Here is a 20,011-nt window from a genome sequence, read left to right as displayed (position 1 = left end):
TGTGAATCAGCATGGAAGGATAACATTGTAAGAGGAATTTCCATTTACACTGACTTCAAAAAAAGACCCAAGGGAAACCAAGGGTCTTTTTTATTTCCTAAGAAGAATCACCTCATACAAAACAATTCCCAAAATGACAAATTTCTCCCAAATAAAGTAAAAAGCACCGAGTGTTTGAACTACATTCCAATTTTCGATTAAAAAATACATAGAAACACCACAGTAGGAAAGGTTTCCAAGGATCACTCCGAGTAAGAACGGTTTCCATTTTTTTGGTTTTTGTATGAAACAAATACTGGAATAAAGAAACATCACACCTGCAAGCATTCCGAGTTGATACAACACATCGGTAGGCATTCCAAAATAGGGTTGGAGAGGTAGAACCACACCAAATAAGACAAACAAGGATATAAAAGCACCGAAGGCATCGAGTAAAAATACAGTGTGAGGTTGGTATTTATGGAAAAGATTTTGTATCATCAATTGAGTCCTCAGAAGTTTTGATTTATAAAATACATTGTAACCATGATGGGAACATCAGTTTCACTAAAAAAAAATGTTTGTTGAAACCAAATGGATATTCCATCAACCTTTTGCATTGGAAATGATTTTGCAAAGAATAAATTTTTGACTTCGGACTGGCTTACCATAAACTCTAACTAGAGTAAGATTCCTTTGTAAAACAGCTCCCCACCATTGTGTTTTCCAATCCTTGGTAAACTTCCTTTCCTTGACAAAGGATTCAAATCCGATAGATTCAGCAACATGGGACAAAAACGCACCATTGCCACTTCCGCTTCCGAAGAACGTTTGGAAAAACTATTAGAAGAACGACTCACTGAAGGTTCCAATCATGATATCATCGATAAACGGATCTGGGATTTATTTGGAGAGACATGGTGTGTGATGTTTACAGACCTTTCGGGTTTTTCGAGAGGTGTGGCCAAATTTGGAATCATCCATTTTTTACAAACGATTTATGAATCCCAACGGATTCTCATCCCCGTCTTAGACGAGTTTGATGGAATCCTGATGAAGGACGAGGGAGATAGTTTGATGGTTTTATTTCGAAATACAAATAAAGCCATCCAATGTGCTATCCAAATGCAAAAAGCCTGCAAACGTTATAATGAAGGAAGGATTCTGGAAGAACAGATTCTTCTCTGTGTGGGACTTGGCTACGGTAAAATTTTAAAAATTGGGGATACAGATGTGTTTGGTGCAGAAGTGAATGCCGCTTCCAAACTGGGGGAAGATACAGCCAAAGCTTGGGAGATCCTTGTGACCAGTGCTGTCAAAGAAAATGCAGACGATACAACTGACTTTGATTTTGAACCGATCAAAGAAATTCCTCCTGGTTCCGATGGTGCCTTCAAACTTCTGTATACATTAGATGAGCCAAAGTGGGTTGTATTGTAACTTACATGAGTTAGTTGAATTCTAAACAGAAATGCCAAAACCTAAAAAATGAAACGATTTTTCATTCCATAAATTCATAAATGGAACGAATTTCTCCATATGTTTCGATGTAATTGTATAAGTCTTGGAATTCTTTGTGTTGGCATAGAGTCGCAGAATCTCCAATGAGAATCAAATGGGACTTGGCACGAGTGAGAGCCACATTCAAACGTTTTGGATTCATTAAAAATCCGATTTCCCCATCAGGATTGGATCTGACAAGACTTATGATGACAATTTCAGACTCCCTTCCTTGGAATGAGTCGATCGTTTGTGTGTAAAATCGACCTGCTGCTTTTTGTGATAGTTTTTCCACCTGGCCTCTGTAAGGTGAAATGACAGTGGTAAATTCTTTCGGTAATCCTTTCTCCACAAAAGTTTCAACAAGAGATATTTCTGTATCATTATAAAAACTGAGTTCTTCTCCATCAGTTTCTTCTTGGCTATCACTTCCTGCTGTATCAATCCAAAGTAAACTTACGTCAGAACCAAAGATTTCAGAGATTGCTTTGATCGTTTGATGGTTTAGATCGGGTTCGGTGAAAACTTTATTTTCATAATAGGTTTGGTTTGGGAAACCTAAGATTTCTTTTTTCATCCGAAATTGTTTTTCTAAAAAGATGGTTCGTTCACCTGTATCGTTTTCGATCACCTTTTCTAAAAAACTAGGAATGGATTCATGTTCTTTATGAGAATAGTTGACTCCAAGTTGTTTTGGATCTCCAAAGAAAAAGGTTTTTTTCCCAGAGAAAATTGCCATATAACAACCAGGATCAACACTTTGTGTGGCTTCATCCACAAACACGTAATCAAAGTTTCTTCCTTTTTTGAATTCGTTTCCAAAACCTGCGAAGGTAGAAACGATGAGTTCACTTGTATCCAATAACTTGGTTCTAATATTGGTTTCCGCATCACGGATGGTTTTTAATAAGAACTTCGCTTCTTTTCTCTGTTGGTAACGTTCTTCTCTTTCTTCTTTTCCAAAATTTCGTTTCCAAGAGTTGATTTTCTTTTGGAGCACTCTTAGTTCTGTTTGCCAATTTTGGATTTGTTTTTGATCGGGATGGGTTTGGATGAGATGGTCCAGGTGATAGGGTAGAACATTTTCTTTGATTTTTGTTGAATTCCCCATACGAATCACACGAATTCCCTTTTGGATGGCAAGTTCTACAATATAATCGCAGGCAAAATTCGTTGGACAAAGAGTTAAAACGGATTCCATTCTCTTTTGGATCTCAATGACAGCTTGCATGAGTAAGGTAGTTTTTCCCGTACCTGGTGGTCCAAAAATCAGTCCATAATCAAGGAGAGAAAATATTCTTTCGATCGGGGAAAGCTCCATTGTTTTTTTGGGAGGAGTTGGTTTATCTCCCAAACTATAACCGAGCATCCATTTGAGTTTTTGATACGAATCCGATTCCTTTGTTTGTTTTACTTTTTGTATGATTTCGTTATATAAATCATAGGTGGATTCAGGAAACCATTTGGAGATTTTGTATTCTTCTCCGTCCCATTCATAATCACCACGGACTTGGATGATGAGTTTTGTTTCATTCCATTGGTAGATATTTCCATAAATGGATTCTGTTTGGTTTTGTAAAAGGACAGGAACTCCAGGTTTGATCCAAAGTTTCGCTTTGTTTGAAAGATTCACTTGGAATTCTGCTCTCCAAGTATTTCCGACAACAAATCGAAGATCAACAAATGTTGCTACTTTGATTGTTTGGGATTCTGAATCCTTTTCTAAAAATAGATTTCGTTCTTCCTCACGTTCCTTCGTTAAAACTTGTTCTACGAAATTTAATTCTTCTTCTAATGAACCAAACGTTTGTTTTATGGCTCTTCCCATTCAATGTTCTCCAAGGTAGTAAAAAAACCATTCCGAAGGAGTGGTGCAAAATCGATAAAATCTGCTGCTTTTAAGTATAAAGAATCTTCAATAGAATACGCCTGGATGAGATTATTGGCAGCTTCTTCCAATTTTCCAAGTCGGCAATGGGCTCGCGCTAAAATGATGAGTGTTTCAGGGTCTATTTCTTTGCAATATTCGATATGGGTGCGTATGGAAGAGAGAGCATTTTCTGGATCTTCTGCATCCAAGTAACATAATGCCAGTAAGTCGTAATAAAGAAACTCTTCTGGTTCCACCATTTTTAGGGATTTTTTTAAAGAGGCGAGAGCAGAGTTAAAATCACCTCTTGAAAAATACAAAGAGCCAAGTTCTGCCCAAATGTCTTTACGATCAATTCCACGGCCATTACTCAAATGTTCTTGGGACAAAGCTTGTTTTAAAACTTCAATCGCTTCTTCGGAACGTTCCATATCTTTTAACAAGGAAGCGAGTAAGAGATAGTTTTCTAAATAGGATGGAAACTGAAGGATACTTTTTTGAAGTAATACCTTTGCGGATTTAAATTTCTTTAATTTAATGAGATAACGAGAGTATACGGTAATACTTAATGGGTGAGAGGGGTAGTTTTGTATGATGTCTTGGAAAACGGTTTCTGTTTCTTTTGGGTTTCCTACAGAATACAAACACCATGCTTTTTTCGCTTTGATTTTGATGAGTGCAGATTCGTCCTTTGTATAGGTTTCACTTTCTGCATATAAATTAAATGCACGTGTGAAATCCTTTTCCTCTTCCAAATGTTTTGCTTCCCGAATCAGAGAAAAAAAAGGATTCATCGTTTTTTTTTACTTCAGGAAAACACGGATTCGCCGATGGGTAGAATAGGGAGTAAAGATTGTAAAAGGAGGTCCAATTATGGTTCCATCTACACCGATTAACCCAATAGTCAATTTGCCAAAGGAAATTTTCCAAGCACAAAACCAACTGACTGAGAAACTCATGAAGTTGGCCGTAGAAGAAAAAGTAGGTCCAGTGGCAAAAAGCGAACGGTTACTCGACATCTATTGCTAAATCAATTTTCTAAGGTGAATCCACACGGGTTTCTGGATTGAAAATTGGACGTTTTCTTTCCATAAACCCACCAATGGCACTTCGGAAATCCTTGGAATCAAGCATACTTGCATTCCAAACAGCCACATAATCCAAACCTTCTTCGATGGTTTTACCTATTCCATGGTTTAGCACTTGTTTGACGCCGCGAATGACGATTGTTGGATTTTCCGCAATTTCATCGGCTGTTTTTAATCCTTCCACGAGCAAACTGTCAAAATCCTTAGTCACCTTGGTCACAAGTCCCATTTGAAAAGCTTCTGTCGCTGTGATGTCTTTTCCCGTTAGGGCAAGTTCTCTCGTATGAGCATTGCCAATGAGATGGGGAAGCCTTTGTAAGGAACCCATATCAGCAACGATGGCTACTTTTGATTCTCGTAAGGAAAATACGGCATCTTCAGACGCATAACGAATGTCACATGCAGATACTAAATCGAGACCACCACCGATACAATGTTTTTGGACTAGGGCAATCGATGGTTTTTTTGAATTGTAAACTGCATTGATCCCTTTTTGCATCGTGAGGATGAGTTGGTAGAGTTTTTCCCTACCGTCGGCGAGTTCCCCTTGGACCACTGGTTTGAATTCTTGGAAAAACTCTTCCAAATCAAGACCTGTAGAGAAAGATTTTCCTTTGCCAGCGATCACAAAACTATGAATTTTCGGGTCCGCATCGATCTCTGCGATCATGTCGGGTAGGTCACGCCAAAAAGGCCAGTTCATCGCATTTCGTTTTTCAGGACGATTCAACCAAAGGATAGCGATGTTTTTCTTTCGTTCGATTGTAAAAAAAGGAGAAGGATTCATGCCTTAGTTTCTTCCTTTAACCAAAGTTTTTTGGAAACCATGAGATACACACCAAAGAGAATGAGGCCAATGGCAATGTATTGAGACTGGGAAAATCCATGCCAATAGTAACCAGTGAGAAAGGTTGGATTTCCATTAGCATCAGGAATGTTCACAAGGGTAGGTGGATCCACAAATGGAATCACCGCTTTATTCACTCGTAAAAATTCAATGATGAGTCTTGCGAACCCATGGATGATGAGAAACTGTGCACCAATGCTCCACTTACGGAAATTTTGGTAGCGTGCCCAAAATTGAAAATAAGCGAAGTAACCGAAGGCCATAATGGATTCCATCACAGGTGTATTCCAAACAGGAACACCGGACGGGTGAGCCCCATGGAATTCAAAAACAAAAAATGGAATTCTCGTATCAGTGGCAAATCCGTAACAACCATCACCACTTACAAAACAACCGAGCCTACCAATCGCATAACCCATGCTAATCGCAGGAATCACTGCATCATAATATGCACCGATATCCAGTTTATAATAACGGAAGTATAAGGTGATGAAGAGCCAGCCAAAAAGAAGACCACCAAAAAAGACAAGACCACCACCACTAAAAAGAGAAGACCATAATCCCGGGTGACCAGGGAATCCGTTCCAGTGGGTGAGAGGATAAGAATACTTGCCATCATAACCAGGAACATCGATGAACACTTGGTCCCAGATTTCAAAGATAAAGAAAATTTTTGCACCGATGAGGGTGCCTAAAATCCCAAGAAAGATCAACCAATCGGAGTGGTTTGGATCTAATTTTTTTCGTTCCAGTTCCTTCGGGAGAAGATAGGAACCAACAAGAAAGGCTAACATCATAAGAAGGCTGAAAGTGGACAGACCCTCCCAGCCAAAGGGATTGGGAATCGGAATTCGATCTAACATAGGGGAAAGGGTAAATTCAAGGCTTTCAGGGGAAAGGAGAATTTGATTTCGAAAAAAGGGGAAAACGAAGGCAAAATTACCTTGACTCTAGATAGTTCAATATTAAACTATTAAATATCGATCTAAGGAGATTTCACTATGTTTGACTTCCTATTTTCTACTTCTGGGGACATCATCCCACTCATTTTACGCATCACAGCTTTTGTTGTGATTTTCCCTCACGGTGCACAGAAACTACTCGGTTGGTTTGGTGGATACGGTTTCAAAGGAACTTACGGATTTTTCACAGGAACCATGAAATTCCCAGGGATCCTTGCTGTTCTCATTATTCTTGGTGAGTCTGTTGGATCTGTACTTCTACTTGTGGGATTTTTTACAAAATTTGCAGCGTTGTCCATTACCATCATCATGGTAGGGGCTGCCATCCTTGCTCACAGACAGAACGGATTTTTCATCAATTGGAATGGAAATCAAAAAGGCGAAGGGTATGAATTCCATATCTTGGCAGCGGGACTTCTCATCGCTCTTGTAGTGGGTGGTGCTGGTGTTTATTCCATCGATTTTAATTTAATTGGTAAGTTCTAATCCCAATTTGTCTAGAAAAACATACAACTAATCTTTGTTTGGAAAACTGATTCTAAACGAGGTTAGTTGGTTTTAATCACTAAACTTCTTCACGGGGTGTTTCAAAAACGTTCGAATTCTTTTTCCCATTCTTTTCCCTCAGATAAATTTCCCATTCCTTTCCATAGGAAAATTAACCTTTGAGAATCAATCCTCCAAATCTTTCACTGGAATTCGTTTTCGGGAATCAATCTAAGTTGATGTATTCTTCTGGGTCGAGGGGAGCATCGAGACCAATGCGCACTTCGTAATGGACGTGAGCTCCCGTTGCTTTTCCCGTTTGTCCGACTAAGGCAATTTTATCACCCCGTTTCACGCGATCCCCTGGATTCACGAGAATGAGAGAGCAGTGGCCATACAAAGTGAAAAATCCATTTTCATGGTTGATGCGAACTGATTTCCCAAGGCCACCAACTGCTGTGTCGACGGCAATGATCCCAGGCCCTGTTGCATAAATCGGTGTTCCTTCTCCTGCTGCAAAGTCAATCCCCGAATGGTATTCTCCCACAGGTAAAATGCCGAAGGGATCGCTGCGATAGCCAAAGGTAGATGTCACCACACCCACACCTGGTTTCAGAGGCCGACCTCTTGGCATGGAATAAAAGATACTTTCTCTCATGGAAAGATAATCGATCGCATTTTGAAAATTGGGGACAAGGTTTCCAAGTCTTACACCAAACTGAGTGTAGGTGGTCACTACTTGTTGGAAAAGAAGTAAGTTGGAATCGAGTTCGCTTGCATCTTTACGAAACTCTTCTTTTAAGAGATAGTCTTGGGTGATCATCTCTTTTTCTGGGATTTCTTCCCAGGCAAGTAAGTTGAGAGACTCGGTCATGGATTCCAGTTCTTCCACAGATTCCCGTAAGTCTTTGGAGAGTAGGTCGTAAAATAAAAAGGATACGAGTTGAGTTTCTGTTTTTTTCTCTAAAGAGAGGTTTCGTTCAAAGAAAAAGGAAAAATAAACGAGGAGACCAAAGGATAAAAGGACAAGGGAAACTGAAAGTCCAAAAAGGAACCCAAGCATTCCGACTGATATTTCAATCTGGGCGAGGGGTTTTTCATCATTGGGGATGAGGACAAAACTCACCTTCTCACGGCTTCGGGAAATCCACTTTTGTAAGCGTTTTCGCCACCGTAAATGTGCAATTTGGAGCCTTTCGTAGGCGGTTGTGACGTAAGTTTCTGCCAATGTTCGTTATCCAGCCAATTTTTTCCTTGCCCATGCCATTTTTCAGGGGAAAGTGGATGAATCCAATATGTTTAAATTTCTCACTTCTCTTTTCAGAAAGAAAGCCGACTCTGTCGATTCCTTTTTGATGTACCCCGAGGGAAAGAGATACTATCGAGAAACTCACTCCATACGCAGGGCCAATATCGATGAAGATGCCATCAAAATCATCAATCGATTGAACAAGTTTCGTTACAAGGCCTACTTAGTCGGTGGAGGAGTCAGAGATCTGCTGATGGGCAAACGCCCAAAAGATTTTGATATCGTCACAAGTGCGACGCCAAACCAAATCAAAAGGATCTTCAATAACTGCCGGATCATCGGTAAACGATTTAAAATTGTTCACATCATTTTTAAAGGCAAAATCATTGAAGTCTCTACGTTCCGATCACTACCGGAACATCGTTTGGAAAAACACAAAGCAGAAAACGATTATCTCATCAAGCGGGACAATTCCTTCGGTACAGCAAAGGAAGACGCGGCAAGACGCGACTTTACCATTAACTCCTTGTTTTACGATCCTAAAAACGATTCCATTTTGGATTACGTTGGTGGATTTGAAGACATCCAAAAGAAAATTGTTCGGGTCATCGGTGATCCTGATATTTCTTTCAAAGAAGATCCTGTTCGTATGTTACGGGCAGTGAAGTTTTCCGTTTTACTTGGTCTTGATATCGAGAAAAAAACCAAACTGGCAATCAAAAAGAACCGTTTGGAACTCGAAAAATCATCCACAGCAAGACTTCTCGAAGAGTACAACAAAATGTTCCGTACTTGGAAAACATCCATTATCTTTGAAGGACTTGCAGAAAATCACCTACTCGATGTTTTGTTTAAAGAACCAGCGGATAAATTAAAGAAAATCGATCCAGAATGGCGTGAACATTTTATGGACACACCACTTGGGAAACGTCTGGCTGTGACTGACAAACTTCTCTCTGCGCGAGAGGAGATGACTCCAGCAATCTTTTATTCTTTAATTTTTTACGATATCGTAAAAGATCTTTATGAAAACGATCGTGGTCACCTAGCACATAACATCAAAGAAAGTTTACAACCTGTTTTTGAAAGAATGGGAATCCCGAAACGGGAACAAGACAACTTGGTAAAAATATTCATTAGCCAACCTCGTTTTCACGTCACTGATGATGAAAAAGAAAGGCAAAATTCTTTCTTCAAAAAGAAGGATTATTTTTACGATGCGTTTATGGTGTACAAAATTGTTGCCATCTCCGAAAACAACGAAGCTGCTGTTCAAACTGCATTTTTCTGGGAAATTTCGCTCCGCCAAAGACCGAAACCAGATAGCCACCAGTTTGGCCAACAGAACCGTAAAAAAGAAGGCAATAAAAAACGCCCACCTCGTAAGAAACATAGAGATCGTAGAGGGAATGGAAACCAACAAGAGAATGGCTCCAATCCTTCCAATGAATCCAAAAAAGGGGACTCAGGCGAAAACCGAAATCCGTCTTACGAACACCAAGATACTGAGGAATCATAAATTCCTCTCCGTATAGCAAGTAGATTCATTCCATAACTCTCGTCCAATGACTTGGGAGTTATGGAATGATTCACTCCAAGTAAAATCTTAAAAAATCACTCTTCCTCATTCTCCTTCTTCGAAGTGAAGGAAACCCTTGGTTTTGGGAAGGTAGGTTTTCCCATCTTTCCAAAACTGAACTCCTGGTTTTCCTTTTTCCAGTCGACCAATCATCGTCACAGGTATGTTGGTGATTTGGTTTGGAAGGATGTCTGGTGATAAAAACAAAAGTTCCAATTCTTCCCCGGAACCAAGGCAGAAGTCCACTCCCAGTTTTTCTACCGCTAACGGGTGTAAGGGGACAGATTCCACTTGGATATTGAGTTTCCCTTTTGAGCTTAAGGCTAATCTCTCGGCGTCTTGGATGAGCCCGTCTGTGATGTCCATACAGGCATGAATTTTAAACTGGGACAGTGGTGATTGCAGGATTTGTTTCGATTTTGGCAATAGGTGTTTTTCTATGGCTTGTTTACAACCTTTCTCCTTCCAGTTTTTCTTTAAGGATTGGTATCCGAGAAGGCTTTGTCCTAAATCCCCTGTGACATAGAGATAATCCCCTGGTTTTCCACCGGAACGAAGCCATGGTGTTTTGACTGTTCCAACGACTGTGAGTGCCAATTGAGTTGTGGGTGAGGAAAAGGTATCGCCACCTGCGAGTTTCATTCCATACTGGTGGAGAGAGTGTCTCAGTGATTTGGCAAATCGTTTGACCCAATCTTGTTTCTGCGAGGTGGGGGATAGGCCCAGATTTAAAAAACATTCTCTCGGAACACCACCAGAAGCTGTGATGTCAGAAACATTCACTTCTACTAGTTTTCCTGCAAGGACTTCGGGACTAGACCATTCATGCAGAAAGTGAGTTCCTTCTGAAAGGGAATCGGTTGTGACAAGGCGGTTTGGCGCCAAAAAATAACAATCGTCCTCTGGAGGAGGAGTTTTTCCAAATAGGGTGCGGATGATTTCTGATTCTTTCAAAGCTTCGTTTCCAATAAATTTGTTTGACCCACTGTGAAAACCGAAAATCCTGACATAAAAGAGGAAAATCTCGTACTTATGGAACTATTGTCTAAAGCCCACAAGACCCCTTCTATTGCAAAAGAAGCCGTACAAAAACAGTGGTTTGTTGTGGACGCAACTGATAAGACTCTCGGAAGATTGGCAAGTCAAGTCGCTTCCCGACTTCGCGGAAAACACAAATCTACCTTCACACCGAACCAAGATTGTGGAGATAACATCATCATCGTTAATGCTTCTAAAGTGGCTGTCACAGGTCGCAAAAGAGAACAAAAAATTTACTACCACCACTCCCGTTACCCAGGTGGTATGACTGCGATCGCTTTCCACAAACTCATCCAAGAGAACCCAGAAAGAGTGATCATGGAAGCAGTGAAAGGAATGTTACCTAAATCTAAATTAGGTGACCAAATGTTAAAAAATTGCCGAGTATTCGCAGGCAATGACCACAACCTAGGTGCACAAAAGCCCCTAAAACTGGAGTTGAAATAATATGGCGCAAAAAGCAGTTTGGGCAGTTGGCCGACGCAAAACATCTGTTGCACGAGCAAAAATCGCATCTGGCACAGGAAAAATCACAGTAAACCATAAAGATGTAAAAGAATACATCAAAAACGGAGATCATTTGGTTCGCCGTGCTCTTGAGCCTCTCACTGTTTTAGATGCTCGTGATAAATACGATATCGCACTCAATGTATCTGGTGGTGGAGTGATTGGACAAGTAGGAGCAATTCGTCACGCTGTGGCTCGTGCTCTAGTGGCTTTCAATGAATCACTCAAACCTACTTTGAAAAAAGAAGGTTTCCTCACTCGAGATAGCCGTATGGTAGAACGTAAAAAATACGGTCTCCACAAAGCACGTCGAGGAACTCAGTTCTCAAAACGTTAATCGGAAAATTCCTCTTTTTTTTCCGATAGAGAAGGCCTCCTTTGGGAGGCTTTTTTTTTCGCTCTGAACCCTTCTGAGTTACAACCTATGAACCAAATCATCTTTTACCTGGCCTTCGCATTTGGAACTTTTGCGAGTAGTTGTTTTTTATATTCGATTGTGATTTTTACCCAAACCCTAACGGTTGTAAAAGGGTATTCTGGCATTGTATTTTTCTTTTTGTTTTTACCCTTTCCCTTTTTCTTTTTGTACACAGGGTATCTTCTCGACCATTACTCCAAAAAATGGGTAGTTGTCGCATTTCAGTTCTTTTTATTTTTTGCCACATTTCTTTTGGCGGCCTTTACATTCGTTTTTGAAACCTATCCACTTTTATTATTACCGTTAGCTTTCCTAAATGGAATTGGAATGACAACGGTTTTGCCTGGAAGGATGGCACTTCTCAGGGAAGTGATGGAGTCGCACCGGCTTGTCTTTCATACAATTGCTGGGAATTTACTTCTTATCTTTTCGTTTGGAATGAGTCCTTTGGCCGTGGGTTGGATCCGGGAATTTGAATCCTATTCCCATTTATTTTTCATTTTGGCAGGATTCCATCTGGTATCGATTCTCGCCTTTACCTTGTTAACGACCAAGTCAACTGAGACTTCGGTGTTACCGAAGGAAAAGTTCAATCACCAAAGTGAATCAAATACAGAAATCCCTTCGTTACGAAAGAATTTACGAGTCGTCATTCAGTTTTTACAAGCGGATCCCGTATCGCGACAAGTGATGTATATGGCGGTTTTAAGTATGCTCGCTCTTGGCCCCATCCAAGTGGTGCTTCCACTCTATGTAAAACAAGAATTGGGGCTTGGGGAATTAGCAAGGGGAACGGTATTAGTATTCCTTGGGCCTGGACTTTTTCTCGGTGGAATCCTTACGATTTTGTTCCACCATTTAGAACGAAAAGGTTTTGTATTACTCCTTGTGTTTAGTTTGTCTTCTTTTTTCTTTTTGGGTTTTGTGCCTTTTTACGAAGCAAAGGCCACTTCGATTTTTTTGTTTTGTTTTGGAATTTCGGGAGGTGTGCTTTCGAGTCTTATGCCTGCCATTTTACAAAAACGAGCCGAGGATGGACTTCGAGGAAGGATTCTTTCTTTGTATACGGTTTGTTTCCAATTCACCCCAGCAGTCTCAGGATTTTTAGCAGCAATTCTAAACGATCACTTCGGAAGCTTTTGGACCTTTACTGGTTTGGGACTTGGGTTTCTTGGTTTTGCCCTCTATTCCTTTATAGGTTACCGAGAATTACGCGAAAGTTAATTTCGAATTTCCTTGCCCTAGAAGGCAAATCCGATTTCCGTGTAAGTGTATGAAGTTCAAAACGGTCCAAGAAATCGCCAGGTTGTATACGAATTACTTTCAAAAGAAAGGTCACACGATTGTGCCTTCTTCTAGCCTCATTCCCAAAGGGGATCCCACTCTTTTATTCACAACCGCAGGTATGGTGCAGTTCAAACCCCTCTTTACAGGAGCGGTGGAACTTCCTTATACGAGAGCCGCTTCGATTCAAAAATGTGTTCGCACTACCGATTTGGAAGTGGTGGGAAAAACGGAACGACATTGTACGTTTTTTGAAATGTTAGGAAATTTTTCCTTCGGCGATTATTTTAAAAAAGAAGCCATCGAATACGCGTTAGACTTTTCTTTAAACCAGTTAGAAATTCCCAAAGATAAAATTTGGGTGACCATTTACCTAGATGATGATGAAGCCAAAAAAATCTGGATGGATGCGGGAATTCCGGAAGAACGAATTGTACGCCTGGGTAAAAAAGATAATTTTTGGGGACCGGCTGGAGACAGTGGAGCTTGTGGCCCTTGTTCGGAATTGTATTTGGACAGAGGCCCTGAAAAAGGGGGACCTACTTGTGGAAACAACCCCAATTGCAAACCAGGTTGTGACTGTGACCGTTATTTAGAATATTGGAATTTAGTATTTAACCAGTTTAACCAAACGGTTTCGGGAGAACTCCTTCCCCTCAAACAAACAGGAATTGATACTGGATCTGGCCTCGAACGTGTTGCCATGTTATTACAAGAAGTAGACTCAGTTTATGACACGGACGAATTAAAAACCATCATCCAAAAAATAGAATCACTATCGGGTTTTCAATATAATGAGTCCACAAAACAATCGTTTCGTGTGATAACGGACCATTCGCGTTCTGTCTTTTTTTCTCTCGGAGATGGAATTTTCCCAGACCGCACAGGACGTGGTTATGTGATCCGCCGCTTGATTAGACGTGCCTCACTTTTTGCGAGAAAAATTGGAATCCATGAACCTTTTTTATACAAACTTGTTGGCACTTTAAAAGATTTGTATGTGGCTCGTTACCCAGAATTAAAAGACAAAGCAAAAGACATTGAATCCATATTAAAAAAAGAAGAAGAACTTTTCCTTCACACGTTAGAAGTGGGACTCGAAGAATTAGAATCTTTACTTTCTCATCTAATGGCAAACAAACAAACACTTGTGACAGGAAAAGAAGGTTTTCGATTGTATTCCACATACGGTTTCCCTCGCGAGATGACAAAGGAACTTGTGGAAGACCGTGGGTTTAGCTTTGATGACAAAGGTTTTGAAGGAGAACTCGAAAAAGATCGCGATTTATCTCGTGCGAGTTGGAAAGGGAAAAAAATCCAATACCTCACTGGACTTTCCGCTTCTCCCGAATTAAAAACAGAATTTTTAGGGTATACGGAATCCAAAGCAACGGGTAAAATTTTGTATCTTTTTGTGGATGGAAAGTCTGTCAATTCCGCCAAACAAGGGGAAGAGGTTGTCATCGTTCTCGACAAAACACCTTTTTATGCAGAAGGTGGTGGGCAAATTGGAGATACTGGTTACTTCAAAAAAGAAGGTTTCCAATTCCAAGTCCAAGACACCCAAAAAGAAAATGATACCTTCCTACATATGGGGATGGTGTTAAAGGGAAGTATCTCCGTTGGGGATATGGTCGAAGCGGAGATTGAAGTCGAACGTAGGCAAAACCTTGCCAACCACCACTCCGGTACACACTTGTTAAACGGGGCACTCCGAAGAATTTTAGGAACGCATGTCACCCAAAAAGGTTCCATTGTTTCGGCAGATTACCTTCGTTTTGATTTTTCTCATCCCAAAGCCTTATCTCCGGAAGAGATCATTCAAATTGAATCAGATGTAAACGAAGCCGTGAGTGCCAATATTCCTGTTAAAACAGAAGTTTTGGACTTAAACCAAGCCAAAGAATCAGGGGCTCTTTCCATGTTTGATGAAAAGTATGGAAGCCTTGTGCGTGTAGTTTCGATGGGTGAAAAATCCAAGGAATTCTGTGGGGGAACCCATGTAACAAACACCAAAGAAATTGGATTTTTTGCGATCGTAAAAGAAGGGAGTCCTGGCGCTGGAAATAGACGGATTGAAGCCATTTGCGGAGAATCAGTTGTCTCTTATTTTTTACACCAATTCCAGACCTTAGCATCTAAAATCGAAACACATAACCTTTTCGCCAAAGAGGCGTTTGGTGATTTGAAAGAATTTGGAATCACAAAAGAAGTTCCATCTCCAGAAGGTTTACAATCCATCTTTTTAAAGGATGGGAAAACAGCCGTGGCAAGTCTTCGTAAACTCAGAGAAACATTGGAAACGGAACTCGAAGAAAAATCATCTTCGCTCTTTAAGGCAAAAAAGAAATTGGAACAACAAAAGTTCCAAATGAACCCAGAACTTGTGGATGGTCTCTTACAAAAGGCACATCAGTTTGCCAAAGGCAAAGTGGTCACAGAAGTATTTCCTTCTGTCGATGCAAAAGCTCTAAAAGATTTGGCAGATTCCCTCAAGGCAAAGGAACCAGAGATCCTTTGTTTGTTTGGAACCACAGAAGGGGAATCCAGTACCCTTGTCTTTATGTGTAATAAGGTTTTGAATGAGAAAGGCATCCACTGTGGTGAAATGTTAAAAGAAACCTTAGTGATGTTAGATGGAAAAGGTGGGGGACGACCTGATATGGCACAAGGTGGTGGTAAAAAACCAGAATTTGTGGCCAAATCCTTAGAGTTTGCTCTGTCCCTTGCCAAAACAAAATTATCGTAAATTTCAATTTTTAGGAATTAGAATAGGAGAATCAAAATGGCTCAAGACCCTTCCTTTGACATTGTATCAAAACTCGATCGTCCCGAATTGCAAAATGCGGTCTCGCAGGCAATGACCGAGATCCAAACTCGTTTTGATTTTAAAGGATCCAATTCCGAAATCAAAATCACGGACGACCAATTGGTATTGACCTCCGAAAACGAAATCAAATTGAAACAGGTGATTGATGTCCTCACGACCAAAATGGCGAAACGAGGCATCAGTCTAAAAGCCTTCGATTTTGATTCTAAAGTGGAATCTGCCACAGGACAAACCGTTCGGATGAAGGTGAAAATCCAAAATGGTTTGGACAAAGAACAAACAAAACAAATCACAACCCTCATCAAAGACCAAAAATTAAAAGTCCATGCGACCATCCAAGGGGATTCGGTGCGTGTGGTGGGCAAAAAAAAGGACGATTTGCAGGAAGTGATGGCCGCCATCCGCAATGCCAATTTCAATTTTGACGCCAATTTTACGAACTTCAAAGGGTAAATCCTGACAGAAAAGAAAGCGCTTCTGGCTTCCAAATTTTTTCTGTCTATGTCTCGAAACCGTCCGATATTTCCCGTATGGACCCTAAAAAATCCGTATGGGGATGGACCTTGCCTAGAAAGGATTTCCTCCCATATTTATTTGTATTTTCTGGAATCTTTTTACTGTTATCCCTTTTTTCCTTCCAAGAAGGAGAGGATGGGTCGCTTTTCAATTGGTTTGGAAGGCTTGGGCATTACATTGCTTTGACCCTTTTTTACCTCTTCGGAAAAACTTCCTTTTTACTGGCTGGGTTTGTATTACTCTTAGGTGTCCTTTCCTTACGGAACCCAGACTTTGATGTCTTAAGTAAGGCTTTATTTTTCCCTATTTTTCTCATTGCGACAACTGTGAGTTTGAACCTTCTCGAAACTCCGATGGGCCATGTGGGAGATAGTGGTGGGATCTTTGGCCAATTTTTCTCATGGATCTTTTCGTATCTCTTTGGGGAAACGGGTCGTGTGCTTGTTGTCTTTTTTTTGTATTTGTACTTTGCTGTGATTTGGCTCGAAGACGGAGCTTGGTCTTATACCTTTTCCACCATCCACTCGGTATCCGAAAAACTCTACCACTTCATGGGAGGACGAAAGGAATTCCCTCATTTCAAACTTCCTTCCTTTATGGAATCAGTGGTGTCAACTCGCCGTGCACCCGAAGCGGAAGTAAAACAAAAAGAATGGTTTCAGATCCAAACATCCGAGGAATCAAAAGATGAGTTAGCTCATCATTTTTGGAATGTTGTCGCAAAGGATACGGGAAACGATTCGCGTTTTCAGATGGAATTTCCTTCCTCCAATCGATTTTTGGAAGAGGAAAAAAACGGAAACGTTAATTCACGTGAATTCCAATCCAAAGAAAAATCGAAACCACAGGCAGTCGTTTTCCAAAACGCCAAACAGTTTGAAGGATTTTTTGATGCGTCAGGCAATGTCTTTCGGTTCCAAAAACAGAGGACCACTTTACGAAGTGAGGCAAACAGTTCTATACAATCTCATTCCAAATTACAACTTGTCGATAAACGTGAGTTAAACGAAAGAGGGGAAGAGGATCCTTCCTTTTCCCAAAATGCAGATGCAGTTCGTGAATCCAAAATCCTCTTTCAGTTTCCGGAAGCAAAATGGAAACCAAAATTAGAGAAACCAGTATCCCTTGCCGACTTGGAACTTCCTAAATTAGAACCAATGAGACCAGGTTTAGAAGATGGTTTGTCCCGTGCCAAAGGCAGAGGATTCGGATGGAATGAACCGGCTCCATCTGAATTCGAATCTTCTTTTTCGGATCGAAATGGGTTTTCCGATTTTGATGACAACGCGAACGAAGAGGATTGGGAGGAAGTAGAATCTCCGGAATCAGTAGAAGCTAGAGACCAGTGGACCGAATCAGACTTGTTAGATGAAGAACAGAAAACAAAGCACACTGGCAATGGCAAAACTCTTGGATCCCTTACCATTCCTATCCCGGAATCGGTTCGATTGTCTCTTGTGGAAGAAACTGGTTTGGAATCAGAAGAGTGGGAGGAAACAAAGGGCGATAGAGAATTCGATTCAGATTCCGAAGGAGAATTGGAAGAAGAGACTTTGGAAACTTTGGCCGTGGAAGAATCTTCGCCACTCGTTCGTTCCAATTTGAGTGCGGGAAATTTTGGTAAGAAAAAACAAGCGCCGAAGGAAACCAAAACCGAACAAGAACTGATGTTTGGTTCCATGGTGCCAAAACCAAAATTGAAAAAAGGGAAATATTATATTTCTCCAAGACTCCTTGCGTCTCACCAAGTTCCTGTCGCCAATATCTTAAAAAATGATTCGGAACTCGACCTGATCGCCAAAAAAATCGAAGAGTCAACAGGCCATTTCGGGATTGAATCTAAAGTCATAACCAAAGAACGAGGTCCGATCATCACTCGTTACGAAATCACCATTCCGAATGGGATCAAACTGAACCGAATTGTGTCCTTGTCAGATGAGATCAGGGCTTACCTTGAAGTGAAAAACATTCGGATTGTAGCACCTATCCCAGGTAAGGCGTCGATTGGAATCGAAGTTCCGAATCGTGTGAGAGAAGATGTGTTTTTATCTGAGATTTTAAAAGACACGATCCTGCAACAAAAAGCAAAAGACTTATCCATTTGTATTGGAAAGGATATTTCAGGAAAACTGGTGATGATTGATATCGCAAAACTCCCTCACTTACTTGTTGCAGGGACAACGGGATCCGGAAAGTCAGTGAGTATCAATGCGATGATCACGAGCCTTATCTGCACTCGTTCTCCTGAAGAAGTTCGATTCATTATGATCGATCCAAAGATGGTCGAGATGACACTCTACGAAGGAATCCCACACCTTCTTATGCCAGTGATCACGGATCCAAAAAAAGCAACGAAGGCACTTTCCTGGGCGATCCAAGAAATGGAGAGTCGTTACCAAATGATCTCCCAATTGAAAAGTAGGGACTTCAAAAGTTTTAATGAAAAAGTGGATGAGTATGCCCACGCGAAGGGATTCCAAAAACTCCCTTACATTGTGATTTTCATTGATGAGCTTGCGGACCTCATGATGGTTTCGGGCAAAGACTTAGAAGAACAAATCCAACGTATTTCCCAAAAAGCAAGAGCAGTGGGAATCCACCTCGTCATGGCAACCCAAAGGCCGTCAGTGGATGTGATCACAGGGGTCATCAAAGCAAACTGCCCAGCAAGGGTTGCTTTCCAAGTCGCACAAAAAACGGACTCACGCACCATTCTCGATACGAGTGGGGCGGAAACTCTCCTCGGAAAAGGGGACTTTTTGTACCGATCTCCTACATCGAGTGACCTCATGCGAATCCAAGCTCCTTACATTGAAGAGAAAGAAATTGATTCCATCGTGGAAGAGGCCAAAAAACAAGGGGCACCTGCCTACGTGGAAATGAACTGGGACGATGAAACGAATATCGAAATGGCCTCTGATGAGGACGAAGAACTCTTCGATGAAGCATGGAACATTGTTGTCACAGAAAAAAAGGCCAGTGCAAGCTACTTGCAGCGAAGGATGCGGATCGGATACAACAAAGCGGCAAGGCTTATGGAACTTATGGAAATGAGGGGTTATGTTTCCCCGCAAGTCGGGGCAAAACCTCGGGAAATCTTACGTTCAGCGTAAATCATCGACAAGAGAAGTTTGTCTGAAAAACTGGGAATCTATGAAAGTATGGATCGGATTTTTGTTACTTGTTTTGGGAGTTTCTTTGGAGGCCCAAACAAGTCCGGCTCACAATTGGCATTCCCCTTCTGAAGTTGTCAAAAAGATCAAAAAAAACTTCAGCGAAATCAATTCGTATTCCGCTGATTTTCTCATCAAAACGGAAGACAACAAAAAAGAAAAACAAATGCGTGGGAAATGTTTTTACAAACGTCCTGGAAAAATTCGTTATAATTTTGCGGAACCAGAAGGGGACGAAATTGTTTCCGATGGAAAAACACTTCATATCTTTATCAAACGGTTAGGTGCTGTGGGAAAACAAGACCTCACACTCGATCGCAAAAATTCCTCAGGTCCTATCTTTACAACCAATAGCCCGGAAGGGTTAAACCGACTCTTTCGAAAATACCATTATAAATTTGATACCATTGAACAACCTCGTTCTATGGGTGATGCAACCAAATACTTTGTTCTCGATTTAGACCAAAGGGAAAAAATTGGTGGGTTCGAAAAGATGAAACTATTTGTGGATTCTGAATCGTACCTCATCAAAAAAGCAGTCGCGACAGATGGTCGTGGTAAAGTCACAACGATTTCATTTTCTAACATTAATTTTTCGGAAGATATCCAAGATGGTGTTTTCAATTTTCATATGAGCGGGAACGCTAAAATTGTCAACAACCCACTTGTCTCTGAGAACTAAACC

At 40.8% G+C, this 20,011-nt stretch carries 18 protein-coding genes; 11 read left to right on the top strand and 7 right to left on the bottom strand.

What is annotated here, in order from left to right:
• Nucleotides 1-90: 90 nt before the first annotated feature.
• Entirely contained in the window at nt 91-480 is a 390-nt protein-coding gene (locus EHQ59_RS15125; RefSeq protein ID WP_135620467.1) for a hypothetical protein, read from the bottom strand.
• Between the two features lie 285 nt (nt 481-765).
• Between EHQ59_RS15125 and EHQ59_RS15120 the strand changes: the two genes are divergently transcribed.
• Nucleotides 766-1,419: an adenylate/guanylate cyclase domain-containing protein gene (locus EHQ59_RS15120; protein ID WP_135620466.1), complete on the top strand. Its 654-nt coding sequence runs from the start codon at nt 766-768 to the stop codon at nt 1,417-1,419.
• Between the two features lie 61 nt (nt 1,420-1,480).
• Here EHQ59_RS15120 and EHQ59_RS15115 read toward each other — a convergent pair whose 3' ends face one another.
• Together EHQ59_RS15115 and EHQ59_RS15110 are read right to left on the bottom strand one after the other, a co-directional pair.
• On the bottom strand, nt 1,481-3,307 hold the full coding sequence (locus EHQ59_RS15115; RefSeq protein ID WP_135620465.1) for an AAA domain-containing protein: 1,827 nt from the start codon (nt 3,305-3,307) through the stop codon (nt 1,481-1,483).
• Entirely contained in the window at nt 3,292-4,143 is an 852-nt protein-coding gene (locus tag EHQ59_RS15110) for a tetratricopeptide repeat protein (RefSeq protein ID WP_135620464.1), read from the bottom strand. Before EHQ59_RS15110 ends, EHQ59_RS15115 begins: the two co-directional genes overlap by 16 nt.
• A gap of 79 nt (nt 4,144-4,222) precedes the next feature.
• Between EHQ59_RS15110 and EHQ59_RS17755 the strand changes: the two genes are divergently transcribed.
• Nucleotides 4,223-4,378: a hypothetical protein gene (locus EHQ59_RS17755; RefSeq protein WP_167481422.1), complete on the top strand. Its 156-nt coding sequence runs from the start codon at nt 4,223-4,225 to the stop codon at nt 4,376-4,378.
• Between the two features lie 9 nt (nt 4,379-4,387).
• Here the strand turns inward: EHQ59_RS17755 and EHQ59_RS15105 are convergent, their stop codons facing one another.
• Together EHQ59_RS15105 and EHQ59_RS15100 are read right to left on the bottom strand one after the other, a co-directional pair.
• A complete protein-coding gene (locus EHQ59_RS15105) occupies nt 4,388-5,224 on the bottom strand; it encodes a crotonase/enoyl-CoA hydratase family protein (protein ID WP_135620463.1) in 837 nt (278 codons plus the stop codon).
• Entirely contained in the window at nt 5,221-6,147 is a 927-nt protein-coding gene (locus tag EHQ59_RS15100; RefSeq protein WP_135620462.1) for a prolipoprotein diacylglyceryl transferase, read from the bottom strand. Before EHQ59_RS15100 ends, EHQ59_RS15105 begins: the two co-directional genes overlap by 4 nt.
• A gap of 138 nt (nt 6,148-6,285) precedes the next feature.
• Here EHQ59_RS15100 and EHQ59_RS15095 point away from each other — a divergent pair, with 138 nt between their 5' ends.
• Entirely contained in the window at nt 6,286-6,732 is a 447-nt protein-coding gene (locus tag EHQ59_RS15095) for a DoxX family protein (RefSeq protein WP_135620461.1), read from the top strand.
• A 226-nt stretch (nt 6,733-6,958) separates the two neighbouring features.
• Here the strand turns inward: EHQ59_RS15095 and EHQ59_RS15090 are convergent, their stop codons facing one another.
• A complete protein-coding gene (locus tag EHQ59_RS15090; RefSeq protein WP_135620460.1) occupies nt 6,959-7,960 on the bottom strand; it encodes a M23 family metallopeptidase in 1,002 nt (333 codons plus the stop codon).
• A gap of 67 nt (nt 7,961-8,027) precedes the next feature.
• On the opposite strand from EHQ59_RS15090, the gene pcnB reads away from it, so the two are divergent.
• Nucleotides 8,028-9,500 (top strand): polynucleotide adenylyltransferase PcnB, encoded by a 1,473-nt coding sequence (pcnB, locus tag EHQ59_RS15085; protein ID WP_135620459.1) that lies wholly within the window; start codon nt 8,028-8,030, stop codon nt 9,498-9,500.
• A 105-nt stretch (nt 9,501-9,605) separates the two neighbouring features.
• Here pcnB and thiL read toward each other — a convergent pair whose 3' ends face one another.
• A complete protein-coding gene (thiL, locus tag EHQ59_RS15080) occupies nt 9,606-10,514 on the bottom strand; it encodes a thiamine-phosphate kinase (protein WP_135620458.1) in 909 nt (302 codons plus the stop codon).
• A gap of 78 nt (nt 10,515-10,592) precedes the next feature.
• Between thiL and rplM the strand changes: the two genes are divergently transcribed.
• From rplM to EHQ59_RS15045, 7 genes are all read left to right on the top strand, one after another.
• Nucleotides 10,593-11,045, top strand: coding sequence for a 50S ribosomal protein L13 (gene rplM / locus EHQ59_RS15075; protein ID WP_015675928.1), 453 nt, complete (start codon nt 10,593-10,595; stop codon nt 11,043-11,045).
• 1 nt (nt 11,046) lies between these two features.
• A complete protein-coding gene (gene rpsI, locus EHQ59_RS15070; protein WP_135620457.1) occupies nt 11,047-11,442 on the top strand; it encodes a 30S ribosomal protein S9 in 396 nt (131 codons plus the stop codon).
• Nucleotides 11,443-11,529: 87 nt separating this feature from the next.
• Nucleotides 11,530-12,747 carry an MFS transporter gene (locus EHQ59_RS15065; RefSeq protein WP_135620456.1) on the top strand — a complete coding sequence of 406 codons (1,218 nt, stop codon included), beginning with the start codon at nt 11,530-11,532 and terminating at the stop codon, nt 12,745-12,747.
• Nucleotides 12,748-12,796: 49 nt separating this feature from the next.
• Nucleotides 12,797-15,556 carry an alanine--tRNA ligase gene (alaS, locus tag EHQ59_RS15060; RefSeq protein ID WP_135620455.1) on the top strand — a complete coding sequence of 920 codons (2,760 nt, stop codon included), beginning with the start codon at nt 12,797-12,799 and terminating at the stop codon, nt 15,554-15,556.
• A gap of 36 nt (nt 15,557-15,592) precedes the next feature.
• Entirely contained in the window at nt 15,593-16,090 is a 498-nt protein-coding gene (locus EHQ59_RS15055; RefSeq protein ID WP_135620454.1) for a YajQ family cyclic di-GMP-binding protein, read from the top strand.
• 77 nt (nt 16,091-16,167) lie between these two features.
• On the top strand, nt 16,168-19,266 hold the full coding sequence (locus EHQ59_RS15050; RefSeq protein ID WP_135620453.1) for a DNA translocase FtsK: 3,099 nt from the start codon (nt 16,168-16,170) through the stop codon (nt 19,264-19,266).
• Between the two features lie 40 nt (nt 19,267-19,306).
• A complete protein-coding gene (locus EHQ59_RS15045) occupies nt 19,307-20,008 on the top strand; it encodes a LolA family protein (protein ID WP_135620452.1) in 702 nt (233 codons plus the stop codon).
• The last annotated feature ends 3 nt before the right edge of the window (nt 20,009-20,011 follow it).

Source organism: Leptospira kemamanensis (assembly GCF_004769665.1).
GTDB classification, from domain to species: domain Bacteria; phylum Spirochaetota; class Leptospiria; order Leptospirales; family Leptospiraceae; genus Leptospira_A; species Leptospira_A kemamanensis.
This window is presented reverse-complemented; position numbering and strand designations above follow the sequence as displayed.

What these genes read in the sequence shown, in the direction of transcription:
- EHQ59_RS15125 (WP_135620467.1), bottom strand. Translation starts at nt 480, where the DNA reads ATGATACAAAATCTTTTCCATAAATACCAACCTCACACTGTATTTTTA.
- EHQ59_RS15100 (WP_135620462.1), bottom strand. Translation starts at nt 6,147, where the DNA reads ATGTTAGATCGAATTCCGATTCCCAATCCCTTTGGCTGGGAGGGTCTG.
- EHQ59_RS15050 (WP_135620453.1), top strand. Translation starts at nt 16,168, where the DNA reads ATGGACCCTAAAAAATCCGTATGGGGATGGACCTTGCCTAGAAAGGAT.
- rplM (WP_015675928.1), top strand. Translation starts at nt 10,593, where the DNA reads ATGGAACTATTGTCTAAAGCCCACAAGACCCCTTCTATTGCAAAAGAA.
- EHQ59_RS15120 (WP_135620466.1), top strand. Translation starts at nt 766, where the DNA reads ATGGGACAAAAACGCACCATTGCCACTTCCGCTTCCGAAGAACGTTTG.
- EHQ59_RS15115 (WP_135620465.1), bottom strand. Translation starts at nt 3,307, where the DNA reads ATGGGAAGAGCCATAAAACAAACGTTTGGTTCATTAGAAGAAGAATTA.
- EHQ59_RS15055 (WP_135620454.1), top strand. Translation starts at nt 15,593, where the DNA reads ATGGCTCAAGACCCTTCCTTTGACATTGTATCAAAACTCGATCGTCCC.
- EHQ59_RS15095 (WP_135620461.1), top strand. Translation starts at nt 6,286, where the DNA reads ATGTTTGACTTCCTATTTTCTACTTCTGGGGACATCATCCCACTCATT.
- EHQ59_RS15065 (WP_135620456.1), top strand. Translation starts at nt 11,530, where the DNA reads ATGAACCAAATCATCTTTTACCTGGCCTTCGCATTTGGAACTTTTGCG.
- EHQ59_RS15110 (WP_135620464.1), bottom strand. Translation starts at nt 4,143, where the DNA reads ATGAATCCTTTTTTTTCTCTGATTCGGGAAGCAAAACATTTGGAAGAG.
- alaS (WP_135620455.1), top strand. Translation starts at nt 12,797, where the DNA reads ATGAAGTTCAAAACGGTCCAAGAAATCGCCAGGTTGTATACGAATTAC.
- pcnB (WP_135620459.1), top strand. Translation starts at nt 8,028, where the DNA reads ATGTTTAAATTTCTCACTTCTCTTTTCAGAAAGAAAGCCGACTCTGTC.
- EHQ59_RS17755 (WP_167481422.1), top strand. Translation starts at nt 4,223, where the DNA reads ATGGTTCCATCTACACCGATTAACCCAATAGTCAATTTGCCAAAGGAA.
- rpsI (WP_135620457.1), top strand. Translation starts at nt 11,047, where the DNA reads ATGGCGCAAAAAGCAGTTTGGGCAGTTGGCCGACGCAAAACATCTGTT.
- EHQ59_RS15045 (WP_135620452.1), top strand. Translation starts at nt 19,307, where the DNA reads ATGAAAGTATGGATCGGATTTTTGTTACTTGTTTTGGGAGTTTCTTTG.
- EHQ59_RS15105 (WP_135620463.1), bottom strand. Translation starts at nt 5,224, where the DNA reads ATGAATCCTTCTCCTTTTTTTACAATCGAACGAAAGAAAAACATCGCT.